Origin of the sequence: Sulfuriflexus sp. (assembly GCF_032250955.1) — a bacterium.
Classification (GTDB): Bacteria; Pseudomonadota; Gammaproteobacteria; order AKS1; family AKS1; genus Sulfuriflexus.
This window is the reverse complement of record NZ_JAVVES010000041.1, coordinates 1-25,906: the sequence shown is the minus strand read 5'-3', so window position 1 is coordinate 25,906 and position 25,906 is coordinate 1. Positions and strand designations below refer to the sequence as shown.

At 54.8% G+C, this 25,906-nt stretch carries 31 protein-coding genes; 9 read left to right on the top strand and 22 right to left on the bottom strand.

Annotated elements, in window-relative coordinates:
- Nucleotides 1–85: 85 nt before the first annotated feature.
- The 13 genes from RQ738_RS08800 to metG form a co-directional block, all read right to left on the bottom strand.
- On the bottom strand, nucleotides 86–673 hold the full coding sequence (locus RQ738_RS08800) for a DoxX family protein (RefSeq protein ID WP_314164382.1): 588 nt from the start codon (nucleotides 671–673) through the stop codon (nucleotides 86–88).
- 38 nt (nucleotides 674–711) lie between these two features.
- Nucleotides 712–1,479 carry a DUF2063 domain-containing protein gene (locus RQ738_RS08795; protein ID WP_314164378.1) on the bottom strand — a complete coding sequence of 256 codons (768 nt, stop codon included), beginning with the start codon at nucleotides 1,477–1,479 and terminating at the stop codon, nucleotides 712–714.
- Nucleotides 1,472–2,323, bottom strand: a complete 852-nt coding sequence (locus tag RQ738_RS08790; protein ID WP_314164376.1) for a DUF692 domain-containing protein — start codon at nucleotides 2,321–2,323, stop codon at nucleotides 1,472–1,474. Before RQ738_RS08790 ends, RQ738_RS08795 begins: the two co-directional genes overlap by 8 nt.
- A 36-nt stretch (nucleotides 2,324–2,359) precedes the next feature.
- Nucleotides 2,360–2,731 (bottom strand): hypothetical protein, encoded by a 372-nt coding sequence (locus RQ738_RS08785; RefSeq protein WP_314164373.1) that lies wholly within the window; start codon nucleotides 2,729–2,731, stop codon nucleotides 2,360–2,362.
- 415 nt (nucleotides 2,732–3,146) lie between these two features.
- Entirely contained in the window at nucleotides 3,147–3,578 is a 432-nt protein-coding gene (locus RQ738_RS08780) for a DUF1841 family protein (RefSeq protein WP_314164370.1), read from the bottom strand.
- Nucleotides 3,579–4,021: 443 nt separating this feature from the next.
- The gene (nth, locus tag RQ738_RS08775) at nucleotides 4,022–4,672 is read right to left on the bottom strand and encodes an endonuclease III (RefSeq protein ID WP_314164369.1); all 651 of its coding nucleotides are present in this window, start codon (nucleotides 4,670–4,672) and stop codon (nucleotides 4,022–4,024) included.
- Between the two features lie 104 nt (nucleotides 4,673–4,776).
- On the bottom strand, nucleotides 4,777–5,463 hold the full coding sequence (locus tag RQ738_RS08770; protein WP_314164368.1) for an electron transport complex subunit E: 687 nt from the start codon (nucleotides 5,461–5,463) through the stop codon (nucleotides 4,777–4,779).
- Nucleotides 5,453–6,097, bottom strand: coding sequence for an electron transport complex subunit RsxG (rsxG, locus tag RQ738_RS08765; RefSeq protein ID WP_314164366.1), 645 nt, complete (start codon nucleotides 6,095–6,097; stop codon nucleotides 5,453–5,455). Before rsxG ends, RQ738_RS08770 begins: the two co-directional genes overlap by 11 nt.
- A 1-nt stretch (nucleotide 6,098) precedes the next feature.
- Nucleotides 6,099–7,121 (bottom strand): electron transport complex subunit RsxD, encoded by a 1,023-nt coding sequence (gene rsxD, locus RQ738_RS08760; protein ID WP_314164364.1) that lies wholly within the window; start codon nucleotides 7,119–7,121, stop codon nucleotides 6,099–6,101.
- Nucleotides 7,118–8,770 carry an electron transport complex subunit RsxC gene (gene rsxC, locus RQ738_RS08755; protein ID WP_314164363.1) on the bottom strand — a complete coding sequence of 551 codons (1,653 nt, stop codon included), beginning with the start codon at nucleotides 8,768–8,770 and terminating at the stop codon, nucleotides 7,118–7,120. Before rsxC ends, rsxD begins: the two co-directional genes overlap by 4 nt.
- Entirely contained in the window at nucleotides 8,767–9,312 is a 546-nt protein-coding gene (gene rsxB, locus RQ738_RS08750; protein WP_314164361.1) for an electron transport complex subunit RsxB, read from the bottom strand. Before rsxB ends, rsxC begins: the two co-directional genes overlap by 4 nt.
- A gap of 10 nt (nucleotides 9,313–9,322) precedes the next feature.
- The gene (gene rsxA, locus RQ738_RS08745; protein ID WP_314164360.1) at nucleotides 9,323–9,904 is read right to left on the bottom strand and encodes an electron transport complex subunit RsxA; all 582 of its coding nucleotides are present in this window, start codon (nucleotides 9,902–9,904) and stop codon (nucleotides 9,323–9,325) included.
- A 279-nt stretch (nucleotides 9,905–10,183) separates the two neighbouring features.
- Complete coding sequence (gene metG / locus RQ738_RS08740) at nucleotides 10,184–12,235, bottom strand: methionine--tRNA ligase (protein WP_314164359.1); 2,052 nt, start codon at nucleotides 12,233–12,235, stop codon at nucleotides 10,184–10,186.
- Between the two features lie 193 nt (nucleotides 12,236–12,428).
- Here metG and apbC point away from each other — a divergent pair, with 193 nt between their 5' ends.
- Both apbC and dcd read left to right on the top strand, forming a co-directional pair.
- Nucleotides 12,429–13,514, top strand: coding sequence for an iron-sulfur cluster carrier protein ApbC (gene apbC / locus RQ738_RS08735; protein ID WP_314164358.1), 1,086 nt, complete (start codon nucleotides 12,429–12,431; stop codon nucleotides 13,512–13,514).
- A 187-nt stretch (nucleotides 13,515–13,701) separates the two neighbouring features.
- Complete coding sequence (gene dcd, locus RQ738_RS08730; protein ID WP_314164356.1) at nucleotides 13,702–14,268, top strand: dCTP deaminase; 567 nt, start codon at nucleotides 13,702–13,704, stop codon at nucleotides 14,266–14,268.
- 89 nt (nucleotides 14,269–14,357) lie between these two features.
- Here dcd and RQ738_RS08725 read toward each other — a convergent pair whose 3' ends face one another.
- Both RQ738_RS08725 and RQ738_RS08720 read right to left on the bottom strand, forming a co-directional pair.
- On the bottom strand, nucleotides 14,358–15,518 hold the full coding sequence (locus RQ738_RS08725) for a hybrid sensor histidine kinase/response regulator (RefSeq protein WP_314164386.1): 1,161 nt from the start codon (nucleotides 15,516–15,518) through the stop codon (nucleotides 14,358–14,360).
- Nucleotides 15,519–15,557: 39 nt separating this feature from the next.
- On the bottom strand, nucleotides 15,558–16,277 hold the full coding sequence (locus tag RQ738_RS08720; RefSeq protein ID WP_314164355.1) for a hypothetical protein: 720 nt from the start codon (nucleotides 16,275–16,277) through the stop codon (nucleotides 15,558–15,560).
- Between the two features lie 349 nt (nucleotides 16,278–16,626).
- Here RQ738_RS08720 and RQ738_RS08715 point away from each other — a divergent pair, with 349 nt between their 5' ends.
- A complete protein-coding gene (locus tag RQ738_RS08715) occupies nucleotides 16,627–16,809 on the top strand; it encodes a hypothetical protein (RefSeq protein WP_314164354.1) in 183 nt (60 codons plus the stop codon).
- 29 nt (nucleotides 16,810–16,838) lie between these two features.
- Nucleotides 16,839–17,021 (top strand): PA3496 family putative envelope integrity protein, encoded by a 183-nt coding sequence (locus RQ738_RS13750; protein ID WP_409929539.1) that lies wholly within the window; start codon nucleotides 16,839–16,841, stop codon nucleotides 17,019–17,021.
- A 40-nt stretch (nucleotides 17,022–17,061) separates the two neighbouring features.
- On the opposite strand, the gene RQ738_RS08710 is transcribed toward RQ738_RS13750, so the two are convergent.
- The 4 genes from RQ738_RS08710 to purM are packed head-to-tail and all read right to left on the bottom strand — an operon-like array spanning nucleotide 17,062 to nucleotide 19,871.
- Entirely contained in the window at nucleotides 17,062–17,433 is a 372-nt protein-coding gene (locus RQ738_RS08710; RefSeq protein WP_314164351.1) for a hypothetical protein, read from the bottom strand.
- A gap of 2 nt (nucleotides 17,434–17,435) precedes the next feature.
- Nucleotides 17,436–18,161, bottom strand: a complete 726-nt coding sequence (locus RQ738_RS08705; protein ID WP_314164350.1) for a DUF3108 domain-containing protein — start codon at nucleotides 18,159–18,161, stop codon at nucleotides 17,436–17,438.
- Nucleotides 18,130–18,789 carry a phosphoribosylglycinamide formyltransferase gene (gene purN, locus RQ738_RS08700; protein ID WP_314164349.1) on the bottom strand — a complete coding sequence of 220 codons (660 nt, stop codon included), beginning with the start codon at nucleotides 18,787–18,789 and terminating at the stop codon, nucleotides 18,130–18,132. The genes RQ738_RS08705 and purN overlap by 32 nt, the downstream gene beginning before the upstream one ends.
- Nucleotides 18,790–18,818: 29 nt before the next feature.
- The gene (gene purM / locus RQ738_RS08695; protein ID WP_314164348.1) at nucleotides 18,819–19,871 is read right to left on the bottom strand and encodes a phosphoribosylformylglycinamidine cyclo-ligase; all 1,053 of its coding nucleotides are present in this window, start codon (nucleotides 19,869–19,871) and stop codon (nucleotides 18,819–18,821) included.
- A 168-nt stretch (nucleotides 19,872–20,039) separates the two neighbouring features.
- Here purM and RQ738_RS08690 point away from each other — a divergent pair, with 168 nt between their 5' ends.
- The 3 genes from RQ738_RS08690 (at nucleotide 20,040) to hda (ending at nucleotide 23,009) form a co-directional block, all read left to right on the top strand.
- Nucleotides 20,040–21,146 carry a DUF2066 domain-containing protein gene (locus RQ738_RS08690; RefSeq protein WP_314164347.1) on the top strand — a complete coding sequence of 369 codons (1,107 nt, stop codon included), beginning with the start codon at nucleotides 20,040–20,042 and terminating at the stop codon, nucleotides 21,144–21,146.
- A 63-nt stretch (nucleotides 21,147–21,209) separates the two neighbouring features.
- The gene (locus RQ738_RS08685) at nucleotides 21,210–22,301 is read left to right on the top strand and encodes an AI-2E family transporter (protein ID WP_314164343.1); all 1,092 of its coding nucleotides are present in this window, start codon (nucleotides 21,210–21,212) and stop codon (nucleotides 22,299–22,301) included.
- 18 nt (nucleotides 22,302–22,319) lie between these two features.
- Entirely contained in the window at nucleotides 22,320–23,009 is a 690-nt protein-coding gene (gene hda / locus RQ738_RS08680) for a DnaA regulatory inactivator Hda (protein WP_314164342.1), read from the top strand.
- A gap of 280 nt (nucleotides 23,010–23,289) precedes the next feature.
- Here hda and RQ738_RS08675 read toward each other — a convergent pair whose 3' ends face one another.
- From RQ738_RS08675 to arsC, 3 genes are read right to left on the bottom strand one after another with little or no spacing between them, the layout of a single operon-like run.
- Nucleotides 23,290–23,652 carry a DUF2069 domain-containing protein gene (locus RQ738_RS08675; protein ID WP_314164339.1) on the bottom strand — a complete coding sequence of 121 codons (363 nt, stop codon included), beginning with the start codon at nucleotides 23,650–23,652 and terminating at the stop codon, nucleotides 23,290–23,292.
- 2 nt (nucleotides 23,653–23,654) lie between these two features.
- Nucleotides 23,655–24,248 (bottom strand): NAD(P)H:quinone oxidoreductase, encoded by a 594-nt coding sequence (gene wrbA, locus RQ738_RS08670; protein WP_314164338.1) that lies wholly within the window; start codon nucleotides 24,246–24,248, stop codon nucleotides 23,655–23,657.
- 21 nt (nucleotides 24,249–24,269) lie between these two features.
- A complete protein-coding gene (gene arsC / locus RQ738_RS08665; protein ID WP_314164337.1) occupies nucleotides 24,270–24,617 on the bottom strand; it encodes an arsenate reductase (glutaredoxin) in 348 nt (115 codons plus the stop codon).
- A 120-nt stretch (nucleotides 24,618–24,737) separates the two neighbouring features.
- Here arsC and RQ738_RS08660 point away from each other — a divergent pair, with 120 nt between their 5' ends.
- Together RQ738_RS08660 and RQ738_RS08655 are read left to right on the top strand one after the other, a co-directional pair.
- On the top strand, nucleotides 24,738–25,043 hold the full coding sequence (locus tag RQ738_RS08660) for a DUF4398 domain-containing protein (protein ID WP_314164336.1): 306 nt from the start codon (nucleotides 24,738–24,740) through the stop codon (nucleotides 25,041–25,043).
- Between the two features lie 142 nt (nucleotides 25,044–25,185).
- On the top strand, nucleotides 25,186–25,791 hold the full coding sequence (locus RQ738_RS08655; RefSeq protein ID WP_314164335.1) for a LysM peptidoglycan-binding domain-containing protein: 606 nt from the start codon (nucleotides 25,186–25,188) through the stop codon (nucleotides 25,789–25,791).
- Nucleotides 25,792–25,906: the final 115 nt, after the last annotated feature.

The following is a 25,906-nucleotide window of genomic DNA, read 5'->3' as shown; positions in this document are numbered from 1 at the left end:
ACAAGGTGTTATCGAATCTAAATCCCCTCACCCTAACCCTCTCCCGAAGGGAGAGGGAATTAACGGGACAGCAGTGACTTAGTGACTACAATTTTTTTCCTAGCCAGTAATCCACACTCACATACTTGCCGGCACCAATGAAAAACAATACCAGCAACATAATGAAGTAAGTGGCAGCGAATTCGACGCCATTATTGAGGATAGTAATACTGCCCTGTTCGGTCAACCACTCGTAATTACCGTGTTCGCGGAGGATGTCTTTGGCAACAGAGAGACGTTCGCCGGCGGCTACGGCATCAGTGCAGTTGAACAGGCAGAACTTGGCATCGGCAATAGCCTGCCAGCCATTGACCCAGTGGACGCTAAAAATGGCGACCAGCATGGTGATCATCAGGGGGATGGAGAACCAGCGTACGCCAAGCCCGATCAGCAGGGCAATGGCACCCAGCATCTCTGTTGACATGGCCAGGAAGGCCATGAGTTCCGGTGCCGGCAGGCCGAGACCCCAGTCGGGATTACCAAACCAGGCGGCGGTATTTTCAAAATCATCGAACTTGCTCTTGCCGGCCATCCAGAATATCGGTGCCAGGTAGAGTCTCAGTGCCAGTGGACCAAGAAAATCAAAGGCGCGAGTTCGGTCAAGTAATCGTTGTAAGCGGCATAAAAAAGCCATTGGCTTGCCTCCTTTCGTTGTTGTGAATTGGTTTTTATTCAGGTAGCGCGTGTGCCGAGAATAATGTTGCGCGTTCTCAGTTCTGTTAATGTCTGCAGGCCACCGTTGATGACGGCTTCGGCGGACGGATGTTGTAGTTCAGTGGCTATCTGTTCAAGTGCAGTTTGCCCGGTCATGTCGGCATCCTCTTTGAGCAAGAACAGCAGGCGGGCGGTCACGGCGTTGATCGCCATAAAGTGCACTTCGTCATCAAGATCCCGGTAAACAATAAGATGACAGCCCTGTGCAGCGGGGCTATCAGGTAAATACCCGGGCGCTATTTTATGCACCTCGTACTGGTAACTCAGCGGCCAGGCCAGTGTTGAGAGTACCGGGTGGCCATCGAGCAGGTCACCTTCTGTCTTGATGCCTGTCATATTGTTTTCGGCCTCGTCGATTTCGATGGCCAGTTCCACCCATTCATAATGGGCCAGCTCAAGCATGAAGGGGAAATCACAGTCACGCATCTCGTGCTCGCTTTGCAGGTAATCGATGAACTCCTGTGCGATTTCGAGGAAGTAGGGGGTATGGCACTGATGCCTGATAAAGAAGCTGCGGATCATGGCATGCCAGTCATCATCGCTGTACAGGCTGCGCAGTATCGGAAAGCCACTGCTGACAAAACCCTCGATATTGTTATAGAACAGGTTGCGATAGATATTGATACGCCGGTCTTCAATGCCTGCGGGTGCGGGATGGTTTTCCGGGTCGCGAATATGCGCGGTAAGCGCATACTGTATGGACTTGAAGTCAGCTTGATCAGGCATTACGGGCGAGCGCATTGTCCTGCCGGCTCCATTTTTTCTGGTAGGCGACAATGGTATCTACCTCCCCAAGCAGTTCTTCCAGAGGCGGAATATTAAAGTCTCTTTCCAGCAGGGTCGGAATTACACCAAAGCGTTCATAGGTTTTGTCGAGCAGGTCCCAGACCGGGTCGATGACATCGGCACCGTGAGTATCGATGATCAGGTCCTCGGCCTCGTTATAGTGGCCGGCAATATGGATATAGGCGCAACGCTCAACCGGCATGGCATAGAGAAACTCTTCGGCGTTATAGCCATGGTTGATACTGTTGACATAGATATTATTTACATCGAGGTGCAGTAGACAGTCGGCCTCTTCCAGCACGGCGTTCACAAAGTCGATTTCCTCCATCTGCTGGCCGGGGGCGGCATAGTAGGAGACATTTTCCATGGCAATGCGCTCGCCGAGGATATCCTGAACGCGCATAATGCGCTCAGCAACGTAGCTGACGGCCTGCTCGGTAAAGGGGATGGGCATCAGGTCATAGAGATGCCCTTCATCACTGCAATAGCTCAGGTGTTCGCTATACAGCTTGATATCATGCTCGCGCATGAATTGTTTGACGCGTCTGACAAAGGCCTCATCAAGGGGGGCCGGGCTGCCTATCGAGAGTGACAGGCCATGGCAGACGAAATCATGTTGTTCGGTAAAGGCGCGAAACTTGCGGCCCATTTTGCCCCCCAGACCAATCCAGTTCTCGGGGGCGACTTCATAGAAATTCACTTGTGCGGGGTTTTGCCCGGCCAGCGGACCCATCAGGGCCCGCCGGTAACCGAGACCGGCACCATGAACAGGAAACTGGCTCATGTTCATAGTCCTTGGTAATACTCTTCAGCTAACGGCTTACTGGCCGCCGCACTTGCCTTCGGTGCCTTTCTTCTCGGCTTTATTCTGTGCGCCACATTTGCCTTCACCGCATTTGCCTTCTTTCTCGGCCTTGGCGCCGCCACATTTTCCTTCCATGTTTTTTTCCATTTCCTTGGTGCCGCCACACTTGCCTTCACCGCACTTGCCTTCGGTGCCTTTCTTTTCAGCCTTTTTCTGTGCGCCGCACTTGCCTTCACCACACTTGCCTTCAGCTACCTGCTGGTAACCGGCAGACAGATCGGTCATGCCAAAAGGGTTAACTTCGGCAGAAACCGGGGCGGCAGCGATTGACAGGGCGAAAGCGGTACCGATAGCGGCAGCGAGAGGTGTTACTGTTTTCCTGGACATGGTGTGTTATCTCCTGATTAAAATTGAAATTAAGTTTTTGTGATTATGCTGGTAACAATTACCACTTGCCGGCTGCGCCGGTAATCACGTGATAACTGTGACAGCCCTTGTCGATCAGAGTTCCATATTAACAGCAGGCTGACCAATTGATTATTATCCCAAGCCGGCAATGCTGACAAGAACAAGTTTCCAATGTTGTGAACCGTACCACGCAAGTACGTCGTGTCGTAGCAAGAACATGACCTTTACATAGTCTGGTCACAGGCCGGCCGTTTTATCCTTGTCAGCACTACATTTTCCTGTAGTCACCACTCTGCAAGGGCAGTCGCTGTCCATAAGCGATAAAAATATGACCCTGGGCTGGAGGGGAAGTTCAACGAAGCCAGGACGTTGAGAGTGAACGTGTCCAGTATGGTTATTTTTTGAGCAGCTTGCGCAGGCAGTCGAGATAGCCCTGCTCATCCGGCATACAGTTATCACGCTGGGCGCGCCAGAGCATTTCACCGAGACAGTCCATGACCTGGTGCTCGGCCATATGCGGGTCGCCAGCCTGCAGCACCAGTTGCTGGAACAGTCCGGCAATGCCCGTGGGCCGATCGGTACTGAGTTGTTCGTGAATCGCGATATGCATACCCATGTGCAGAAAGGGGTTGGTCTCGCCGGATTCCGGCAAATAATCACGATCGAGGGCCTTGTCGGTATCTTCCAGCAGCGACTGGTATTCCGGGTGCTGGCTGAGAATGCCGACAATCAGCTCTTCGAGTGGCTCAAGAGGCTGATTGTTCTGGCTTTTTCTCCATGCCTGGAGAAATACCTGGCGCATCTGGTTGCGGTCGTTAGAAAACATGACTGTGATAGGTGAGTTCAGGTGACTGATATGGGGTTAATTGATGAATTATGATTGATGATTGATGATTTTACCAATCAGTACAGCACATGGTGCTCATTGCATAGCATCGGTATTCGTATCGGGTGGATGAAATCTTTGTCTTCAGGCTCAGTGGGCAGGTATATAAGCATGCCTTGAGTTCATGAGGGATGTAGATAACGATCATTAATCATAATTCATCACACTGCTGTCCCGTTAATTCCCTCTCCCTTCGGGAGTGGGGTAGGGTGAGGGGATTTAGATTCGATAACACCTTGTTTTATTTACTCCCTCATCCTGGCCTTCTCCCGGAGGGAGAAGGGATAACACCGGTTAGAAGGGGATGAAATTTCATGTGTTCATGCGCATCAGTCAACCTGTTTACCTTATTTATCCGAAGCTTACCGCTTGTCAGGCTTATGTTAACGGGACAGCAGTGAATTCATCAATTTCTTTTTATATTCACAGAGGTCATTAATGATGCAGTTCTGGCAGTCGGGCTTGCGAGCCTTGCAAACATAACGGCCGAGCAGGATCAGCCAGTGGTGGGCATCGTGCATGAATTCTTCCGGCACGAACTTGAGTAATTTCATTTCGACTTCGACCACGTTTTTCCCCGGGGCGATACCGGTGCGATTACTGACCCGGAAGATGTGTGTATCCACGGCAATGGTCGGCTGGCCAAAGGCGGTGTTTAAAATTACATTGGCCGTTTTACGGCCGACTCCGGGCAGGGCCTCGAGGGAGGCACGATCCTGGGGAACCTTGCTGCCATGTTGCTCAATGAGGAGCTGGCAGGTCTTGATGATATTCGCGGCCTTGCCGTTAAACAGGCCGATGGTCTTGATGTATTCCTTCAGGTCTTTCTCACCGAGGGCGAGGATGGCCTCCGGCGTATTCGCTACCGCGTAGAGCTTGTCAGTGGCCTTGTTGACGCCGATATCGGTGGCCTGGGCCGATAATATGACAGCGATCAATAACTCGAACGGGCTCTGGTAATTCAGTTCCGTGGTGGGTTTAGGGTTCTGCGCACGCAGGCGCGTGAAGATTTCTGTCCGTTTAGTTTTGTTCATAAAATTTACATTGATGATTTATGAATGATGATTGCTGATCGGTATATAAATAGTCAGGAGCGGATAGCGACTTCAACAATTCATCAATCATCAATCAGCATTCATCAATTTTGCTCTATGACTTCTCCGACACTTACGCTTGCAACAGGGCGACTTAGTCTCTCATCAATAATGTTCTTCACAGCAATCAACAGGCCGAGGCCGATAAAGGCTCCCGGTGGCAGGATGGCAAGCAGGAAGCCGCGGTAATCGCCGATCAGGGTAATCGTCCAGCCGCGTGCAGCCTCGCCGAACATGAGGTGGGCGTTGCTGAACAGGGTGCCCTGGCCGAGGATCTCGCGCATGCCGCCAAGCAGTAACAGGACAATGGTGAAGCCGATGCCCATCATAAACCCGTCTATGGCAGCGCGATCAACCGTGGTGCGTGAGGCAAAGGCCTCCGCGCGACCAAGAATGGCACAGTTGGTCACAATCAGGGGGATGAAAATACCGAGGATCTTATGCAATTCAAACAACCAGCCCTGCATGGCAAGGTCGATGGCAGTAACGAACGAGGCGATGATCATCATAAAGGCCGGAATACGAATCTCGGGGCGAACCAGGTTGCGGATAAGTGACACTGATGCATTCGAGGCGAGTAACACCAGGGTCGTGGCCAGGCCGAGTCCGAGCGCATTTACTACAGTCGAGGATACGGCGAGGAGCGGACACAGGCCAAGTAGTTGCACGAGGCCAATGTTGTTCTTCCACAGACCGTTAAGTGTCAGGTTGCCGTAGCTGTCATTTGCCATGTTCTTCTCCCTTTATATAGAGGGTGTCACCCTGTGCCCGGTAAAATTGCAGGGCCCTGTATACGGCCTTGATCACGGCGCGGGGCGTGATCGTGGCGCCGGTGAATTGATCAAATTCACCACCATCACGTTTTACCCGCCAGCCGTTCGGAGAGGGATTCCGCAGTGAGCGACCGGCAAGGCTGTGTATCCAGTCGGAGCGTTCCTCGTCAATGGCATCGCCGAGGCCCGGTGTTTCACGATGTTGGGTGACGCGAACCCCAAGGAGTTGGCCATCGTGCCGGATCGCAATAAGCAGGGAAATGTCACCGCCATAGCCTTCCGGTGCCACGGCTTCGATTACGACCGCGACCGGCTGACCTTGCAAACGTGCGCGGAAAACGCGCATGGGCTGGTTACTGCCCAGACGTGGGTCCCTGACCTTGATGACATCGGTGAACATGTCATTGTCATGCACATGGTCAGGTACCAGCGCATGCAATTTTCTTAACAGTGCGGCACGTTGGCTTTCTGCAATAGGTTGTTCGGTCGCTTTGAAAGTGAGGGCCACCAGGCTGGTGCCAAGAACGGCAAAGATAGCCAGCAACAGCGCTGTGCGCAGCATATGTCTCATCAGGGCATTGCGGGCTGACATGTTATTTGCCCTCGCCAAAGACGCGCGTCCGGGTAAAGTAATCAATCATCGGTACGGCCATGTTCATCAATAACACGGCAAAGGCAACACCATCGGGATAGCCCCCCCAATTACGAATCGCATAGATGATCACACCGATACCGATGCCATAAAAGATTCGTCCCCGCGGCGTCGTACTGGCGCTGACCGGGTCCGTGGCGATGAAGAACGCGCCCAGCATGGTGGCGCCACCGAACAAGTGTAATTCGGGCGAGGCATAGTGTTGGGGGTCCAGATAGTGAAAGCCGGCCGCTAACAGGACGATGCTTGACAATATGGCGACCGGGATCTGCCAGGCGATGCGGCCGGTGAACAACAGGTACAGGCCACCGAGCAAAAAGGCGAGATTGATCGATTCCCAGCCGACCCCGGCAAGCTGGCCAAACAGCTGGCTGTATTCGCTGCTGGCGATAGTGCCTGGTATGTCCATGCCAAGGGCCATCTGGGTCTTCAGGGCATCCAGCGGGGTCGCGGCGCTGATGGCATCGACGGAGACACCATTGGCAAAGATCAATGCGATGCTGTCGTTTAGAGAAGGCGCTTGTTCAAGCAGGCTTAGCGGGGCTGGCCAGCGTGTCATTTCCAGCGGAAAACTGATCAGCAGCATGGCGTAGCCGAGCATGGCCGGGTTAAACGGGTTATAGCCGAGACCTCCATACAGATGCTTGCCGAACAGGATGGCGAAGCTGACGCCGAGCACCGTGAGCCACCAGGGCGCCAGCGGCGGAATGGCAAGGGTCAGTAACACGGCCGTGAGGATGGCGCTGCTGTCCATCAGTGCCGGCATCACCGGTCGACCACGTAGCGCCAGCGCCGCCGCCTCGGCAACAAGTGCCGTGGCGCAGGCGAGCAGGATATGCACCAGCAGCCCGGGACCAAACAACCAGATATAGGTGGCAATGCCGGGTAGCAGTGCATAACCAACGTGCAGCATCAAGCGACTGACACTGTTGCTGGTGCCGAGATGGGGTGAGCTGGTCGTCATGAGGGCTCTTCGTCCTGTTTGTGAGCGCTGGCGCGACGCGCGTTAATGTCGTCGATTTCCCGCTGTTGGGCCTCGGTCAGGTGCTCGATATTTTGCGGCTCGACCGGTGCCTGTTGTTTCTTTTTCTGCACTCGCTCGAGGGCAGCCATTATCGCGGCCTTTTTCGGATCGGCCTTCTCTGTATCGCTGTCGGTACCTTTTTTCTGCAGGCTGGCAGCCTTGCGGGCATGTCGTTCCTTCTTCTCGCGCTTCTCGCGCTCGAGCCGCTCGAGGCGTACTTCATGCCGCTGACGCGCGGCATCCGATTTCTCCTTGTCGCGTTCCTGTTGCCAGATCTCGGTTTTGGCAAAGCGATAATACTGCACCAGCGGGATATGGCTCGGGCAGACATAACTGCAACAACCGCACTCGATACAGTCAAACAGGTGGTAGTCCTGGACATTATCAAATTCGCGGGCCTGTGCATGCCAGTAAAGCTGCTGGGGCAGGAGCAGGACCGGGCAGACCTCGGCACACTCGCCGCAGCGAATACAGGGCAAGGCCGCGGGTGGTTCCTCAACATCACGCGGATGCCAGGCCAGCAGGCAGTTGGTGGTTTTGATTACCGGGGCCTCGGCATGCAGGATCTCAAAGCCCATCATCGGCCCGCCCATGATCAGCTTGCCTGACTTGTTGGTATCGCCATGTACCTGGGCAAGCAGGTCCTTGATCGGCGTGCCGAGCAGGACTTCAAGATTCCGTGGCTGCGGAATGCCGGAACCGGTCAGGGTGACGATGCGGGAGAGCAGGGGTTCACCCTTCACAATGGCCCTGTATACGGCGGCGGCGGTACCGACATTGTGACAGACCATACCGATGTCGAGCGGCAGGCCATGACTGGGTACCTGCTTGCCGGTCAGGGTATAGATAAGCTGTTTTTCGCCGCCGGCAGGGTAGCGTGTCGGGACCCGTACCAGTTCTATGTCTTGCGCTGTACCGATGGCGTTACGCAGCGCGGCAAAGGCCTCGACCTTGTTATCCTCGACACCGATGACGCACTCCCGGGCCTGGAGTGCGTGTTGCATGATGCGCATGCCACTGATGATCTCGTCGGCACGTTCCCGCATGAGCATGTCATCACAGGTGATATAGGGTTCACATTCGGCGCCATTCAGCAGCAGGGTATTAATCTGCCGGGCACCGGGATTGAGTTTGATATAAGTCGGGAAGCCGGCACCGCCGAGGCCGACAATACCCGCCTCGCGGATCAGGTTACGTAGCTCACTGGCATCCAGGCTGGCATAGTCTTCATGGCCCTGGTGTTCAATCCACTCATCCTTGCCATCCGTATCAATGCTGATGCAGGGCGCACTCAGACCGGAGGGGTGGGGAATGGGGCGATCAGAAATGGCGACGACGGTACCCGAGGTCGGCGCATGCACCGGGGCACTGACATAACCATCGCAGCTGGCGATACGTTGCCCTTTCAGGACCCGTTCCCCCGTGCGTACACTCGGGACAGCCATGGCGCCGATATGTTGTGACAGGGGCAGGATCAGTTGCGCAGGTATCCCCGCCGCTTTTACCGGCAAGGTATTGGAAATCGACTTGTGATCATCAAGCTGCAAGCCGCCGTGGAAGCGATGCAGTTTTCTTGGCCCTGCACTCATGTCGACTCCTCCCCGGGGGCGGGCCACTTCCACTCAGCCACGGTCTCTTCAACCGGTACCACGTAAATACAATCCACCGGGCAGGGCGGAATACACAGGTCGCAGCCGGTACATTCCTCGGGGATCACCGTGTGCATTTGTTTCGCCGCGCCAACGATGGCGTCAACCGGGCAGGCCTGGATGCACAGCGTACAGCCGATGCAGAGTTGTTCGTCGATGATGACCACGGTTTTTTGCTTTTTGACTTCGCCGTGTTCAGGGTTCAGGGGCAGGGGGTCACGACCGAGCAGGTCGGCAAGCGCCTGGATGGTTGCCTCGCCACCGGGCGGGCACTGGTTGATCTCGGCCTCGCCCCTGGCGATGGCCTCGGCATAGGGACGACAACCGGGATAGGTGCACTGGCCACACTGGGTCTGTGGCAGCAAGGCGTCGATCTTGTCAACCACCGGGTCCGATTCGACCTTGAAGCGGATCGCGGCATAACCGAGCACGAGTCCGAATACGGCAGCGATGACGAGTAATGTCAGAATGGCAGTGAGCATGCTGCTGCGCTTAACCCTTCACCAGGCCACTGAAACCCATAAAGGCCATCGACATGAAGCCGGCGGTAATCAGTGCTATCGCTGCACCCTGAAAGGGCCGCGGGACATCGGCAGCGGCAAGGCGCTCGCGCATGGCGGCGAACAATACCAGCACCAGGGAGAAACCGACCGCGGCACCAAAGCCATAGATAGCGGACTCCAGAAAACTGTGCTGCTTTTGCACATTGAGCAGGGCAACCCCCAGCACGGCGCAGTTGGTGGTAATCAACGGCAGGAAAATCCCCAGCACCTGGTAAAGCAAGGGACTGGTCTTGTGCACAACCATCTCGGTGAACTGCACCACCGCGGCGATGACAAGGATAAAGGCGATAATCCGCAGGTATTCGAGACCCAGCGGAAAGAGGATGTATTCATTCACCAGGTAACTGCTGATAGAAGACAGGGTCAGCACAAAAGTGGTCGCCATCGACATGCCGATTGCCGTTTCCAGCTTGCGCGAAACACTCATGAACGGGCACAGGCCGAGGAACTGCACGAGAACAAAATTGTTCACGAGCACGGTGCTGACGATGATGAGCAAATATTCTGTCATAGGGTCCGTCGCAGGTTTATGGCATTGAGACTGGTTCTATAAAAAGCCCAACGCGGAGGCGCAGAGGCGCAAAGGTCGCAGAGGGAATATAAAATAATATATTCATTTGTCCTCTCAGGCTGACGACTAAACACAGACTACAAAAATGGTTATAAAGTAATTTGTTACATCGTAACTTGTTTTGTAACAGCAAGTTAACACATGAGTTTCAACGGGCAATACTTTATTTATAAAAACTTTGCGTTCTCCGCGTCTTTGCGCCTCTGCGTTGGGCTTTCCTTATTTAATTTTCATACCCGGTTGCGCACCTGCGTGCGGCTCGAGGATGAACAGGTCCTTGCCGCCGGGGCCTGCGGCCAGCACCATGCCCTCGGAGACGCCGAAGCGCATCTTGCGCGGGGCGAGGTTGGCGACCATGACGGTCAGTTTACCTTCCAGGTCTGCGGGAGCATAGGCGGCTTTAATACCGGCAAAGACATTACGGGTTTCGATGCCGATATCCAGCGTCAGCTGTAGCAGCTTGTCGGCGCCCTCGACGTGTTCGGCCTTGACGATGCGTGCCACGCGCAGGTCAACCCGGGCAAAGTCGTCAATCGTCATGGTTTCGCCAAGTGGCGGGTATTCGTGCTGCTGGTGCTCGGCGTGGCGTAGCGGTGATGACTCGGTGCTCTTGTCGCCAAGCGTTTGCCGGTTGTCTGCAATCATGGCCTCTACCTGCGAGGGGTCAATGCGTTGCGCAAGGTGTTCATATTTATTAATGGCATGGTCGGTGAGGACGGTACCGGCATCGGCCCAGGTCATCGGAGCGATATTAAGGAAGGCCTCGACGCGTTCACTCATGACCGGCAGCACCGGTTTCAGATACAGCGTCAGCAGGCGGAAGGCGTTGATCGCGGTGGTACATATCTGGTGCGCCTCGGGTAACAGGGCCTCGTCCTTGACCATTTTCCACGGTTCGTTTTTGGCAATGTATTCATTCGCCTCGTCGGCCAGCCCCATGATGATACGAATCGCCTCGCTGAACTGGCGGTTGTCATAGCGCTCGGCGATGGCTTCGGCCTCCGCCTGCATGCTCCGGAGCAGCGTGCTGCCGGTGGTATCGATGGCCGGAGCGAGCTTGCCGTCGAAGCGCTTGCTGATAAAGCCGGCTGCGCGGCTGGCAATGTTGACGTATTTGCCCACCAGGTTGCTGTTGACGCGGACGATAAAGTCTTCGAGATTGAGGTCGATGTCTTCGATGCGGTCATTGAGCTTGGCGGCGTAGTAATAACGCAGGTACTCCGGGTCGAGGTGTTTGAGGTAACTGCTGGCGGTAATAAAGGTGCCGCGTGATTTGGACATCTTCTGTCCGTTCACGGTCAGAAAGCCATGCACGCACAGGCGCGTCGGGGTGCGGTAGCCCGCATAGTGCAGGGTTGCCGGCCAGAACAGGGCGTGGAAATTGAGGATGTCCTTGCCGATGAAGTGATACAGCTCGGCCTGGCTGTCCGGTGCCCAGAAGCTGTCGAAGTCCAGCCCTTCACGTTCGCAGAGCTGTTTGAAGCTGGCCATATAACCTACCGGCGCATCGAGCCAGACATAGAAATACTTGCCCGGCGCCCCCGGGATCTCGAAGCCGAAATACGGGGCGTCACGGGAGATATCCCAGTCCCTGAGGCCGGCCTCGAACCATTCCTCGAGCTTGTTGCGCGATTCGGCGGGTAGCCGGTCACCGGCCATCCACTCACGCAGGAAGGCCTCGCAGTCGCCGAGCTTGAAGAAGAAATGTTCAGACTGCCTGAGCACGGGCCTGGCGCCGGAGAGGGCGGAGAACGGGTTAATCAGTTCGGTCGGTGAGTAGGTTGCGCCACAGGCCTCACAGGCATCGCCATACTGGTCCTGGGCATGACACCTCGGGCACTCGCCCTTGATAAAGCGGTCGGAGAGGAACATTTCCTTGTCCGGGTCGTAGAACTGCTCGATGGTCCGGGTGGTGATCTTGTCATTTGCCACCAGGGCCTCATACATGCCGGTCGCCAGGGCGTGATTTTCGGGCGAGTGGGTCGAGTGGTAATTATCAAAGGCAATGTGAAAACCGGTGAAATCGGTCAGGTGTTCCTCGCGCACGCGCTCGATCAGCTTCTCCGGGGTGATGCCCTCGGCCTCGGCGCGCAGCATGACCGGGCTGCCATGGGTGTCATCGGCGCAAACGTAGTAACATTCGTGGCCGCGCAGCTTCTGGAAGCGCGTCCAGATATCGGTTTGCAGGTATTCAACCAGGTGGCCGAGGTGAATACTGCCATTGGCATAGGGCAGGGCGCTGGTAACGAGGATTTTTCGGGTATCTGGCATTCTGTATGACCGGGTTTATTAGGTTTATTCCCTTGGGATTTCCTTGCTAATTACCTAACAATTTAGTCGGGAATATCCGACCGGAATTGTCTGGAATATGCATATCATGGTAATCTAATATATTAACTGAATTAAGTCCCGCAGTGTTACCCGACACTGCCGGTTTCGCAATGATTTTGCAGGAGTAAATAGCATGGCAGATGTAAGCAAAGAGCAGATTGAGGCCAAACTCAAAGAGTATATTGATCCCTACGTTGAAAAAGACCTCGTCAGCGCCAAGCTGGTCAAGGATATCGCGATTGACGGCGGTAAGGTAACCCTGGCTATTACCCTGGGATTTCCGGCCAGGGGCTATGTCGATACCCTGAGCAGCAAGCTCACAGAACTGCTTGGCAGCCTGGACGGGGTCAGTGAAGTGGTCGTGAACATAACGACCAAGATCGCCGCCCACAAGGCCCAGAAGGGCGTGGAACCGATTGAAGGCATCAAGAATATCATCGCCATCGCCTCGGGTAAGGGCGGCGTGGGCAAGTCGACCACCTCCGTCAACCTGGCCCTGGCCCTGGCTGCCGAGGGCGCCAGCGTCGGGATCCTCGATGCGGACATCTACGGCCCGAGCCAGCCACGCATGCTCGGCGTGACTGGTCGCCCGGAATCCGAAGACGGCAAGACCCTTCAGCCGATCACCAGCTATGATATCCAGGCCATGTCTATCGGCTTCCTCGTCGATGAAGAAACCCCGATGATCTGGCGTGGCCCGATGGTGACCCAGGCCCTCAACCAGTTGCTCAATGACACCAAGTGGACAGAGCTGGATTACCTGATCATCGACCTGCCACCAGGTACAGGCGATATTCAGCTGACCCTGGCACAGCGTGTGCCGGTCAGTGGCGCCGTAATCGTCACGACACCGCAGGATATCGCCCTGCTGGATGCGCGTAAGGCATTGAAAATGTTTGAAAAGGTCGAGGTGCCGGTGCTCGGCATAATCGAGAACATGAGCATCCATATCTGTAGCAAGTGTGGCCACGAAGAGCACATCTTTGGTCAGGGCGGCGGCATGAGCATGTCAGAGCAGTATGACGTCGATTTCCTCGGTGCCCTGCCACTGGATATCGCCATTCGCGAAGACACCGACAATGGCAAGCCGACCGTGGTTGCCGACCCCGAGGGTCGGGTCACCGAGATATACCGGGAGATCGCCCGCCGTGTTGCCGGCAAGATGTCCATGCAGGCCAAGGAATACGCCAGCAAGTTTCCGAATATTGTTATCCAATAAGGACAAAAGCCCAACGCAAAGGCGCGGAGGCGCAAAGGTCGCAAAGAGAACAGATATTTGTTTTTTCTCAGCGTCCTTTGCGACTCCGCGTCTCTGCGTTAGGTGTTCTGAATTTAAAGGCCTTTGCTAAAACAAGGTGTTTACGGTTTAATATCGGACAATAAATTTCCTTATTAAAGAAACCAGTATGAGCATTAAAGCAGACAAGTGGATTCGCCGCATGGCGGAGCAACACGGCATGATCGAGCCCTTCGAGCCCGGGCAGGTCAAGGAAAACGACGGGGGACGCATTGTCTCCTATGGCACGTCGAGCTATGGCTATGACATCCGCTGTGCCAATGACTTCAAGGTCTTCACCAATATCAACTCCACCATTGTTGACCCGAAAAATTTTGATGAAAACAGCTTTGTCGATGTGAAATCGGATGTTTGTGTGATTCCGCCGAACTCGTTCGCCCTGGCGCGGACGATTGAATACTTCCGGATCCCGCGTAATGTGCTCACCATCTGCCTCGGCAAATCGACTTATGCGCGTTGCGGCATCATCGTCAACGTCACGCCGTTCGAGCCGGAGTGGGAAGGCCATGTAACCCTCGAGTTCTCCAACACAACCCCGTTGCCGGCGAAGATCTATGCCAATGAGGGTGTGGCACAGGTGCTGTTCTTTGAGTCGGATGAAGAATGTGAAACGTCGTACAAGGATCGTGCCGGCAAGTACCAGGGCCAGGAAGGCGTCACCCTGCCTAAAACCTGAGCTACGGCCGGGGGCAGCGGATCCCTGAAAAAATTTGGTGGATGGAGATTACGTTCCGCCCGCGCCAGCTATCGAGCCCCTTCGATAAGTCACTGGGTAACAGTTTCAGGCGGCCTGGTCAGGGACAGCTCTCTGTGCACGGTCTTTCTCAGGTGAAGGATATCGACCGGCTTGGTCAAATAATCCCTGAATCCGGCCGTCAGGCCTTTTTCTATCTCATCTGGCATGGCTCCGGCACTGAGCGCGACAATGGGAATATCTTTTGTTGCAGGGTGATCCAAAAGACGCGCCTGGACGGCATACCCATCCATTTCCGGTAAACAGATGTCGAGCAGGATCAGATCGGGTCGGTGCTCGAACGCCAGCCGCAGGCCGATGCTCGGTAACTCGGCGGTTAACAGGGTAATAGCCGGCTCGGCTGCAAGGGCCTTTCTGACCAGGGCGATGTTGGCAGGATTATCCTCGATGTAAAGAATCGTTGAGGAACGTGCATGCCCGTAGCTGGCCGGCGAGATAGCCTTGCTGTCTGCCTCTGTCGCACACGGGTTGCAGACACTCCTTTCCAGCTCGATCCAGAAAGTACTGCCCGTGCCCGGCGTGGAATCAACGCCGATTCGACCTTGCATTTGCTCGACGATCTGCCTGGCGATGGTCAGGCCAATGCCGGTGCCTTCCTTTGAACTGTTGTCCAGATGCAGGCGAGAAAACGCCTTGAAGATGAGTTCGAGGTCCTGTTGCTCAATGCCATTACCGGTATCGGTGATGTTTAGCCGGTATTTCCCGTCCGTTCCGGGTCCCGGCTGGATAGTCAGTTGGCCGCCGCTGTTATTATATTTGATACCGTTGCTGAACATATTCAATAAAACCTGTTTCAGGCGTATGCAATCGGCCTGGACATAAACATCCTTGAACTCAGCGGCATCAAAGACGATGCTGACATTATGTTTTCGCGCCAGTGGCAGGATGAGTTTCACACTTTCATCGAGTTCGGCAGACAAATCGACGTCGATGATCTGATATTCCATTTTGCCATCTTCAATCTTTGCCAGGTCCAGGAGATCATTGACCAGGCTGAGTAAATGCCGCCCTGCCCGGGATACATGTTGCAGACTTTCTATGTGGTGACGCGTTTTGTCATCAGTCTTGAGGTCTTCTTCTATGATTTGTGTGAAGCCGATAATCGCATTGAGGGGCGTTCTCAATTCATGGCTCATGCGGGCAAGAAAGCGGGACTTTGCCTGGTTGGCAATCTCGGCCAGTTGTTTTGCCTCTTCGAGTTCCCGGGTTCTTTACTTGACGCGTATTTCCAGGAGTTCAGCTGAGCGGCTTAGTTGTTGCATGGCTTCATTGACCACCTCTTCCTGCTGCCGTGAGGTGCGAAAGACATAGCCGGCGATGAAAAGGCCAAACAACAGGGCGGTAGTGCCGAGAACAGCGACAACATAGATGGCATTATCGTAGGAGATATGAGCCTTATTAATAGCATCCTGTGTCTGGTTATTTAATAACTCGACCATTTCATTCAGGTGCCCCACCAGAACCGCCTGGACGTCAAACGTCGCCTTTAGCTCTTCAGCCAATACATTAATGTCATTTTCAAAAAGCGCCTTCTCGGCCAGGGCGTTTTGTAACGGGTAGGCAACACGAATGGCCGCATTGATTCGCTCAAGAATTTCTTTTTCCTTGTCGCTATGTTCCATAGCGGCAAAGCGGTCACGTGCCTCTGCACCGTCAAGTGCATATGAATAGGAGAGAAGGCGGATTTCGTCTTTTTCGAAAGGATCCTGGGTAACAATCAGATCACGCAGGCCGATCTGGCGCTTGCGGATACCTTCCTTCAGCCGGCTGAGGTAAATGGTCTTCTCGTTATGTTGATGGGTAATGGTGTTCAGCTGAAGTTGCATATCCGCCATCTTGTTTAACACGACTACGAGGAGCCCGGCCATCAGGACGAGAACGAAGATAAAACCGATAGCGATATGCCGGGAATGGTGAAAGGTATTTTGCATTTTGGACTCTCCCAGGGATCTGTTCGCCAGATGGTGCAGGTTCGGGCAGTTATTTTTTATAATTGCGCTGCTTTGTTCCTGGTTTTCTGCGCGACCTGTCCAGGCAGACTATTCCCTTACTTTTGTCCTGATTACATGCACAGTAAAGGCGAACGAGGGTGAAAAATCAAGGAGAAAGCCTTATATCAGAAATGCCTTATGTTCTTCCCTTCCCGGTGTTGCTCCCGCATTCCAGTAACGCTCACTCTGCGTCTGCATGATATGTCACCAAACTGCAGCGCTGGTTTCATTACCTTGTCATATTCGTAATCAAGAATACGCGTCTCCTGTTGATGAGAATGCGAGGCATATGATGAATCTACATATAGAAGTGCAAAGACGGAACCTTGAAAATACATTGGGTAAACTGGAATGGTTATTGGCCCGTTCCGGGCAGGCGAACCGTCGTTATTCACGTGCACAGATGGAGGCATTCAGTTATCTGCGCGATAGTTTCAGGGCGCGCCTGAAAGACATTAATGCCAATGGATAATATGGTGGCTTGAACAAGAGGGACTGAATATGTCACATATGAATGACTTATATGATAAACTTTTTTCGGAAAACATTGAATTGCCGCTGAAACAGCGCAACCGCAAACAGTCCGCAGAAAAAAGGCGTCTTAAGGCTCGGCGCAAGGTTGAGGACATCCGTGACAAGAGACGCCTGAAACGGCAGATCGATCCTTATTCAGCAGACTATTGAGTATGCGCCTGGCGACGAGTCAGGAATGGAGAACTCATGGTTATTTCGATATTTGATAACCAAGAACTTCGTCGCTCTGCATATCGCACTGAAAGCGTCGGCGAACATCGACGTGTTCTTTTGTTGTATAGCTGATCACACCATCAAAGCGGTTCATGGTAGTTCCCGGGGCGCGACTGATATTGGCATTCGCCGGAATTTCACCTGATTCCAGCAGTGCCTTGTTACAATACAAATAAGGACAGGCCAGGCGGGCATGTTCATCGCGGGGTGGTTCGCAGTTAACCACGGTATAGACATCATCTTTCAGCTTAAGCCCGGGTAACGAGGTCATGGTATAAACCCGCAGGGTAAACCAGCTGATGAGAATCAGTAGCGAAATACCCAAAACCGTGCCGAGTATCTTGTTCATGCCTAACGGCCGTTCATTTTCTGGATGAGCATGGTATAGACCGTGTCTTTTTTATGGCGCTCGATTCTTACCGGCAGGTAACCGAGTGAGGGTGCGCACCAGATAAAGACCTTGCGATCTTCCTTGCCGGCACGAATACGCCGCAGTTTGACAGTTTCAAGTTTGCCGAGTGCAGTGTCGAGTACCATCTTGCCCTCGTAGGTAAAGCGATAGGTTTTGAGCAAGCCGCCATCGGCAACCTGGTACTCCGGTGTGGTGTTGCCTTGTTGCAGGTCCTGCATGAGGGCCAGCATGTAGCCGAACTTGTCCTGGGTGCCTGCCGGCACGGTCATGCCCCATGGTTCATCGCCAATATTATTGGTGACATGCCGGCGCGACCAGTCAAATTGTAGTTTTGCAGTACGCGAGTCATCACTGCTGTCGAGATATTCGTACTGCTGCGGTTGTACGCGGTTATCACTCAGTGACCAGTAACTGCGCTCTGTGATGCGGACCGGTTTTAACAAGGCCGCAAGGCCGGTGGTCCGCATACGCGCTTCATACAGATAGCCCTTTTCCTGCTTATCGAGGACATGCGTCCGTTCGCCGATTTTACTGCCATTGCGGGTGACCTGGTAATCGGCGCTGAAGGGGCTCGTGATGTCAGTTGCCCGGGCCAGAGACGTACCGGTCAGGCACATGCCCAGGATGAGCAGGCTAACGAGTCTGGTCAGTGGTGAGCTCGGCAAAATCGATTCCTGTTGTCGGTAAGGGTTTTTCATCAAGTAAGACTCTATCATACTGCATTTGCAAGCGGCCTTCGGCAAACCAGCGGATCGCCTGCGGGTATATGCGGTGCTCCTGTTCCAGCACCCGTGCCGCAAGCCCTTCAGCAGTATCGCCCGGCCGTACCGGTACACGGGCGCTGAGCACCAGCGGGCCGCCATCCACCTCGGTGGTGACAAAGTGCACGGTGGCACCATGTTGTTTGACCGCTTCCTGCAGCGCCCGTTCATGTGTATTCAGACCGGGGAATAGCGGCAGCAGGGCAGGGTGGATATTCAGCATGCGGCCCATGTAATGTTCAACAAACTCATGAGTGAGGATGCGCATGAAACCGGCGAGTACGACCAGCGCGGGTTCGTGGGCATCAATCGTCTTTTGCAGGGCGCGGTCAAACGCCTCGCGGCCGGCATACTCTCGGTGGTCAACAACCTCGGTGTGGATGCCGGCGGCACGTGCCCGTTCCAGTCCATAGGCATCGGTACGATTGCTGATCACGGCACGGATCTCGACAGGCAGCTCACCGGCCTGCATGGCATCAATGATGGCCTGCAGGTTACTGCCGCTGCCCGAGATCAGGACAACAATCGGCATGCTTCCGGCGTTGCGGGGGGTAGTCACGTCTAGTCGAGCAGAACCTGTGGGCTGTCGGTCCCGGCAGTGACAATTTCGCCAATTCTGCCGGCCTGCTCACCACTGTCGCTGAGGATTTCCAGGGCCTTGTCGGCATCGGCGGCGGCAACACAGACGACCATGCCGATGCCGCAGTTGAAGGTCCGGTACATCTCGCTATCTTCGACATTGCCGTGTTGTTGTAACCAGTCGAACACGGCCGGTCGTTGCCAGCTGGAGGTATCAATGCGGGCCGCGGCATTTTCCGGCAGTACGCGTGGCAGGTTCTCGGTCAGGCCGCCGCCGGTAATATGGGCCATGGCATGTACATCGATCAGGCGGCACAACTCGAGCAGTGGCTTCACGTACAGGTGGGTGGGGGCGAGTAGGGTTTGACCAAGCGTGCTGTCACCAAAGTCATCGTCGAGCCTGGCACCACTGACCTCGATGATCTTGCGAATCAACGAGTAACCGTTTGAATGCGGGCCGCTCGATTCGAGGCCGATGAGGACGTCACCGGCGGTGACCTTGCTGCCGTCGATAATGCCATCACGCTCCACGGCACCGACACAGAAACCGGCCAGGTCATAGTCGCCTTCCTTGTACATGCCCGGCATCTCGGCAGTCTCGCCGCCGATGAGGGCGCAGCCGGCCAGTTCACAGCCGTGCCCGATACCTTTAATAACCTCGGTAGCCGTGTCGAGGTTGAGTTTGCCGGTGGCAAAGTAATCAAGGAAAAACAGGGGCTCGGCACCTTGCACGATAAGGTCATTGGCGCACATGGCGACCAGGTCAATGCCAATGCTGTCATGCAGGCCGAGGTCAATGGCCAGCTTCAGCTTGGTGCCGACCCCGTCGGTGCCGGAGACCAGTACCGGGTCCTTGTAGTTTTTCGGGATCTCGAACAGGGCGCCAAAACCACCGAGGCCATCGAGCATGCCGCTGCGTCTGGTGGCCGCGGCAATCGGCTTGATGCGGTCGATCAGGGCATTCCCTGCATCGATATCAACCCCGGCATCGCGGTAACTCAGCGACGAAGAGGACGGTCGGTCGTTTTGGCTCACGTATTTGGCTCCGGCTCGAAGAAATCTGGGCGCTAATGGTATCGGGGGGGCGCGACTTGTGCAATCAAACTACGTGATTTTGCGTTGCAGGGGGGGCAGACGGGTATAATCAGGTCTGGATACCGCCTGGCCGCCCATATGGTCGGCCAAAATAGAGGATAGCAAAGCGTGCGAGCGTTGATTTTACTGCTGATATTCGGCTTTTGTAGCCTCCCTGTCCGGGCGGCTGAGGTCACTGATCTGTACGAGGCCGAGGTAGCCGTTAGCGGTCAGGGCCGCACGGAACGCCATCAGGCGATTCGCGCGGCGCTTGCCGAGGTGCTTGTTAAGGTCTCCGGGAATGAGCAGGTTGCCCTGTTACCGGGGATCCCGCAGCTACTTGGTGAGAGCCTGCAATTTTTGCAGCAATACCGTTACCGTACCACGGCTGCGACAGGCGAGACAGCCCCTGCCGAACCGCAGCAGTGGCTGTGGCTGCATTTCAATCAGGGTGGGCTCGACAAGGCCCTGCGTAAGCTTAATGTGCCGATCTGGGGGCGGACGCGTCCGAGCACCCTGTTGTGGCTGGCTGTCGAGAAACAGGGCGAACGTCACCTGCTCGGGAGTAGTGATGAATCGGCACTGCTGGCCGGTATCAGCAGCCTGGCAAAACGGCGGGGTATACCCCTGGTGCTGCCACTGCTGGACCTTGAGGATAAACAACACATCAAGGCGACCGATGTATGGATCAATTTCGAGGACAATATCCGCAAGGCCTCTGCGCGCTACGATAACGAGGCGATCCTGGTCGGGCGTCTGCTGGAGCTGGGTAAGGGGCGTTGGCAAGGGCGCTGGAATCTGAACCTCGATGGAAAACTGTACGAGTGGTCACATAGTGGCGAGCTGGAGACGATACTTGCGCATGGCATCGAGGGGACGGCCTCGACACTGGCCGCCCGTTACGTCTATGTGTCGACAGGTAAGCCGGGTGAGTTGGGAGTGCTTGTCAAAGGCATACGCAATCTCGCCGACTTTGCCCGGAGCGAGCGAACCCTGCGCGAATTGAATGGCGTGACAGACGTGCACGCCAGGCAGGTTGACGATGACCAGGTCCTGTTTGCCATTAAAACGCGCGCTGATCGACAGGCCTTGCTCGAGGCTGTGCGGTTAAGCCGTCGTCCGATATTCACGCCGGTAAAAAATGATAGTGTGGCCCTCGCCCCGGGCAAGACCGGCTTGCCGGTGCCACCACAGTCTGAACAGGTAGCGGACATCGTCTTCCAGCTGTCGCCATAGTGCAGACAGAATCCCGCCGCGCGGCCAATACGAACTGTGAGAGAACCAGGGGATAACAAGTTGATGGATAATCGAAGCTGGTTGATAGTCGTCCTGCTCGGCGGTACAGGCTTTTTGTTTTACCTGTTGGCGCCCGTGTTGACACCGTTTCTGCTTGCTGCCCTGCTGGCCTACATCGGCGACCCCCTGGTAGACAGGCTCGAGAGCGGCAAACTGTCCCGCACCCTTGCGGTCAGCATTGTCTTTCTGCTCTTGTCGTTACTCGCCCTGGTCATGCTGTTTATCCTGGTACCGTTGATTGAAAAACAGGTGAGTGTGTTTGTTTCCCGCCTCCCGGCATATATCGACTGGTTACAACAAACAGCGATGCCATGGTTACAGGCTCGCTTTGGACTTGAACAGATGCCGGATGTCGCCGAGCTCAAGCAGGCCTTGCAGGCTCACTGGCAACAGGCCGGTGGCCTGGCCGTTAATGTGCTGGCCTCAATCAGCCGCTCTGGCGGCACCTTGCTGGCCTTGTTGGCGAATATCGTGCTGGTGCCACTGGTGACGTTTTACATGTTGCGCGACTGGGATGTCATGATTACCCGCATCCGCGAACTGTTACCGCGTCGTATAGAACCATTGGTCGTCAAGTTGGCCACGGAGTCCGATGACGTGCTCGGTGCCTTTGTGCGGGGCCAGTTACTCGTCATGCTGAGTCTTAGCATTATCTATTCAGTCGGTCTGTTATTGATGGGGCTCGAGTATGCCTTGTTAATTGGTATCATCGCCGGGTTTGTCAGCTTCGTCCCTTACCTGGGCATGATAATCGGCGTCATGTTGGCCGTGGCGGCCGGGCTGTTCCAGTTCCAGGATATTTTTGCCCTGTGGCCGTTAATCGTGGTCTTCGGTATTGGCCAGTTGCTGGAAAGCTTTGTACTGACGCCGTTGCTGGTCGGTGACAAGATCGGCCTGCACCCCGTCGCCGTGATCTTTGCCATTGCCGCCTTTGGCCAGTTATTCGGTTTCTTCGGGGTCCTGCTGGCGCTGCCGGTAGCCGCGGTAATTGTGGTGGTGATTCGCCATGTCCACGACAGTTACCGCAAGAGCGCTCTCTATGCTGAAAAAGGGCCAGGCGAGCCGGACACCAGCCAGTGTGGTGATGGCTGCTAATCAGATTTAATATTGCCTATGCCTGTTCAATTACCCCTCCACATCGGCCTGCGTGACAGCGCGACCTTTACTAACTTTTATCCCGCCGATAATGCGCAGGTACTGGCCCAGTGCCAGCAGTGTGCCCGCTTCGAGGGTGAACGCTTTGTGTTTATGCATGGTGTAACCGGCAGCGGCAAGAGTCACTTGTTACAGGCGGCCTGTCATGCTGCCAGTGAACGAGGGCAACCGGTAGTCTATCTGCCACTTGCGCAGCGGGCAGGATTCAGTACTACGATGCTGGAAGGTCTGGAAGACATGGGTCTGCTTTGCATCGACGATCTGGACAGTATTGCCGGGGATGCCGAATGGGAAGAGGCAATCTTTCACCTCTATAATCGCGTGCGTGACGCTGAGGCGCGCTTAATCGTGGCTGCCAATAACCATCCGACAGCACTGGCCGTGCAGTTACCGGACCTGCAATCACGCCTGGTCTGGGGACTGGTGTTCAAGCTACAGTCACTTGATGATGAACCACTCACCGCTGCCCTGCAGTTACGGGCCCGCGGCCGGGGCCTGGAATTACCCGCTGAAGTCATCGCCTACCTGCTCAAGCGTTGTACCCGCGACATGCACAGCCTCTTCGACCTGCTGGAAAAACTCGATCGCGAATCGCTGGTTGCACAGCGCAAACTGACGATTCCCTTCGTGCGTCAGTTTGTAGATTAAAAACTATTTAATATTAAAAGATTAAAAGCCCAACGCAGAGGCCGCGGACCATAGAACCGCTTCGCGCTTCATTATGGATACCCTAACCATCTTCCAGATGATTCAGGGCAAGACGCAGAGAACGCCAAGAGAAATACAATTTACCCGAGGTAATTGCAAGATACTGCAAAGGACTCGAAAAAATATTCTTATTTACTCCGCGACCTTTGCGTCTTTGCGCCTCTGCGTTGGGCTTTAATTTGCTTTCTGGTAAAGACCCTTGCGCTTCTGCATCGGGCCTTCAGTGCAGGGTTTTATTCTCCCTGGCGCGGTAACGCACGAACAGCATGCTGCCCATGAACAGCATGATACTCAGCACCACCTGCGCGATGGCATACCAGCGCTCTTCAAGGTTGGCGGCGGCGATCATGACCCCCACGGTGAAATAAAACAGAGCCAGGAAGTGGGTCCAGGCATGTGTGTATAAACGCCCGTGCAACAGGCCGCGTAGCGGGATCAATAACGGCCCGATATACACCAGCAAGACAATCGCTACCGGAAAGATGGTCGGCGGGTAGAGCCAGACATTCCAGATGATCAATAAGCCCAGCAAACCGAGGTGGCCGCACAGGGCCAGGCCATAGTAAAAACCGCTCTTGCTCACGTTCAGGCCTGTTGCTTCTTTGCGACGCTTGCCAGGCGTTTGCCCAGGGCATGGCACAGGCGTGCCTCTTCTTCAGACAAGGGCAGTTTGCTTTCCGTGCCGGCAAGGTGACTGGCGCCATAGGGGGTGCCGCCGGTGCGTGTGCTGAGTAATTCGGTTTCCGAGTAGGGCAGGCCGGTAATGAGCATGCCGTGATGTAACAGTGGCAGCATCATCGATATCAGGGTAGTTTCCTGGCCACCATGCAGGCTGGAGGTGGAGGTAAATACCGCGGCAGGTTTGTCGACCATGCCACCGCTAAGCCAAAGGCTGCTGGTGGAATCGATAAAGTACTTCAACGGCGCGGCCATGTTGCCGAAACGGGTCGGACTGCCAAGCGCCAGCCCCGCGCACTCGCGCAAGTCATCGAGGCTGACATAAGGGTCGCCGTGCTCGGGGATATCATCTGCCGTCGCCTCACATACCGTTGAGACCTCGGGTACGGTACGCAACTTTGCCTGCATGCCCTCGACTTCGCCAATACCGCGAGCAATCCGTCGCGCCATTTCGGTGGTGGCGCCATGACGACTGTAATAGAGAACGAGAATGGTCTGCATAGGAGGCTACCTTGAGAAGAATCAGAGGATGCTTTTGACGCTGATCGGCGGGCGGCCGATTATGGCCTGGCCATTATTGATCACGATAGGGCGCTCAATCAGTTTCGGGAAGCGCAGCATAGCATCAATAAGGGCATCGTCGCTGAGTGAGGTATCATCGAGGTTATTGGTCTTATACTCGGCCTCGCCGGTGCGCATGAGCTCGCGGGGCGCCATATCGAGCATTGCCAGTATCTCGATTAATTCCTCACGGCTGGGCGGATTATCCAGGTATTCGATGATCTCGGCCTCTATATTGGCGTCATTCAGCAAGGTCAGGGTTTCGCGTGACTTGCTGCAGCGAGGATTGTGGTAGATTCGGGTACTCATGTCGGGCTTCCTGAATGGCTATGTAACAAAATTCTATTTTACATCGGGCCTGCTTGACAGCCTATAGGCTGGCTGTTAGTTTTTTTCCCGAATTACCGAAACTTAACGCTACAAGCAAACATGCAAATAAACAGTAATGTGAAGATATTACCCCTCTTGCTGCTATTACTAGCAGGCGGCGCGTTGCTGTCCTGTACCGCCTTGCCCACACAAGAAATGAGTGATGCCCGTCAGGCCTTGCAGGCAGCCAGGCAGGCCCGGGCGGAGAACCTGGCACCGGGGCTTTTACAGGCTGCTGAGCGGGAATTGCAGCTGGCAGAAGAGGCCCTGCAGGCAGGCGATTATCCGCAGGCACGTAACGCCGCAAATGAGGCCCGCGACCTGGCCCGGCGAGCGTTTGAAAAAACACGTGAAACTACGAATTAGTGGGCTGCTCACTTGACAGCCAGCAGGGGCGGGTGCTAGTTTTTGTTCTAGATATAAGCTGTAAAACCAGTATCTTATAGACGCGTAGCCGAATAACCTATGTACACAGCTGCGAAAAAGTAGCCTTTGGAGTTATAACACAATGAAAAAGACCAATATTCTCAAAAATGGCGCACTTGGTGCACTTGTCCTTTCTGTCACTTTCGGTTGCGCCAGCACCCAGCAGGAAGAGCCCGCGGCAGCACCTGCTGCGAAGAAAGACACTGCTTGCCAGGCTGAACTCGCTGCTGCAGAGGCTGCTCGCAAAAAAGCGGCCAGTGTCGGTGGTGAATGGCGTGATACCGGCAAGATCCTGAAGAGTGCCAAGAAGGCCCTGGCAGCAGGAGATGTCGCTGAATGTATAAAACTGGCCAATAAGGCCCGTCGTCAGGGCGAGATGGGTTATGCCCAGGCACTCGAACAGCGCGACAATGATGTAAACAGCTACACCGTTGAAAGGGGTGACAATCTCTGGAATATCTCCGGTAAGGACAGCATTTATGGTGACCCATACCAGTGGCCATTGATCTACAAGGCTAATCGCAGCCAGATCAAGGATGCTGACCTGATTTATCCTGGTCAGGATTTAAGCATTGATCGTGCTGTTACGTCTGCAGCCGTTAATGCAGCGGTGCAGCATGCGAAAACCCGTGGTGCATGGGCTCTTGGTGTCGTTGAAGAGTCAGACAAGGCTTACCTTGCACGCTAAATCAAGCTGATGCATTTCAAAAACGCCCGGCATTGCCGTAATGCCGATCAGTTAAGCAAAAAGTTACTTGACTATCAGCAAGATGAGATCAAAATCCGGTGATCATTTATGGTCA

Excerpts from the sequence above, each read along its gene's own strand:
- metG (WP_314164359.1), bottom strand. The coding sequence starts at position 12,235 with ATGCCAGATACCCGAAAAATCCTCGTTACCAGCGCCCTGCCCTATGCC.
- RQ738_RS08660 (WP_314164336.1), top strand. The coding sequence starts at position 24,738 with ATGCAAATAAACAGTAATGTGAAGATATTACCCCTCTTGCTGCTATTA.
- rsxB (WP_314164361.1), bottom strand. The coding sequence starts at position 9,312 with ATGCTCACTGCCATTCTGACATTACTCGTCATCGCTGCCGTATTCGGA.
- RQ738_RS08795 (WP_314164378.1), bottom strand. The coding sequence starts at position 1,479 with ATGCCTGATCAAGCTGACTTCAAGTCCATACAGTATGCGCTTACCGCG.
- RQ738_RS08790 (WP_314164376.1), bottom strand. The coding sequence starts at position 2,323 with ATGAGCCAGTTTCCTGTTCATGGTGCCGGTCTCGGTTACCGGCGGGCC.
- RQ738_RS08720 (WP_314164355.1), bottom strand. The coding sequence starts at position 16,277 with ATGCAAAATACCTTTCACCATTCCCGGCATATCGCTATCGGTTTTATC.
- RQ738_RS08655 (WP_314164335.1), top strand. The coding sequence starts at position 25,186 with ATGAAAAAGACCAATATTCTCAAAAATGGCGCACTTGGTGCACTTGTC.
- arsC (WP_314164337.1), bottom strand. The coding sequence starts at position 24,617 with ATGAGTACCCGAATCTACCACAATCCTCGCTGCAGCAAGTCACGCGAA.
- RQ738_RS08715 (WP_314164354.1), top strand. The coding sequence starts at position 16,627 with ATGATGAATCTACATATAGAAGTGCAAAGACGGAACCTTGAAAATACA.
- RQ738_RS08785 (WP_314164373.1), bottom strand. The coding sequence starts at position 2,731 with ATGTCCAGGAAAACAGTAACACCTCTCGCTGCCGCTATCGGTACCGCT.
- rsxG (WP_314164366.1), bottom strand. The coding sequence starts at position 6,097 with ATGTCAGCCCGCAATGCCCTGATGAGACATATGCTGCGCACAGCGCTG.
- hda (WP_314164342.1), top strand. The coding sequence starts at position 22,320 with ATGCCTGTTCAATTACCCCTCCACATCGGCCTGCGTGACAGCGCGACC.
- nth (WP_314164369.1), bottom strand. The coding sequence starts at position 4,672 with ATGAACAAAACTAAACGGACAGAAATCTTCACGCGCCTGCGTGCGCAG.
- dcd (WP_314164356.1), top strand. The coding sequence starts at position 13,702 with ATGAGCATTAAAGCAGACAAGTGGATTCGCCGCATGGCGGAGCAACAC.
- RQ738_RS08710 (WP_314164351.1), bottom strand. The coding sequence starts at position 17,433 with ATGAACAAGATACTCGGCACGGTTTTGGGTATTTCGCTACTGATTCTC.
- rsxD (WP_314164364.1), bottom strand. The coding sequence starts at position 7,121 with ATGACGACCAGCTCACCCCATCTCGGCACCAGCAACAGTGTCAGTCGC.
- RQ738_RS08780 (WP_314164370.1), bottom strand. The coding sequence starts at position 3,578 with ATGTTTTCTAACGACCGCAACCAGATGCGCCAGGTATTTCTCCAGGCA.
- rsxA (WP_314164360.1), bottom strand. The coding sequence starts at position 9,904 with ATGACAGAATATTTGCTCATCATCGTCAGCACCGTGCTCGTGAACAAT.
- RQ738_RS08800 (WP_314164382.1), bottom strand. The coding sequence starts at position 673 with ATGGCTTTTTTATGCCGCTTACAACGATTACTTGACCGAACTCGCGCC.
- apbC (WP_314164358.1), top strand. The coding sequence starts at position 12,429 with ATGGCAGATGTAAGCAAAGAGCAGATTGAGGCCAAACTCAAAGAGTAT.
- RQ738_RS08685 (WP_314164343.1), top strand. The coding sequence starts at position 21,210 with ATGGATAATCGAAGCTGGTTGATAGTCGTCCTGCTCGGCGGTACAGGC.
- wrbA (WP_314164338.1), bottom strand. The coding sequence starts at position 24,248 with ATGCAGACCATTCTCGTTCTCTATTACAGTCGTCATGGCGCCACCACC.
- purN (WP_314164349.1), bottom strand. The coding sequence starts at position 18,789 with ATGCCGATTGTTGTCCTGATCTCGGGCAGCGGCAGTAACCTGCAGGCC.
- rsxC (WP_314164363.1), bottom strand. The coding sequence starts at position 8,770 with ATGAGTGCAGGGCCAAGAAAACTGCATCGCTTCCACGGCGGCTTGCAG.
- RQ738_RS08770 (WP_314164368.1), bottom strand. The coding sequence starts at position 5,463 with ATGGCAAATGACAGCTACGGCAACCTGACACTTAACGGTCTGTGGAAG.
- RQ738_RS13750 (WP_409929539.1), top strand. The coding sequence starts at position 16,839 with ATGTCACATATGAATGACTTATATGATAAACTTTTTTCGGAAAACATT.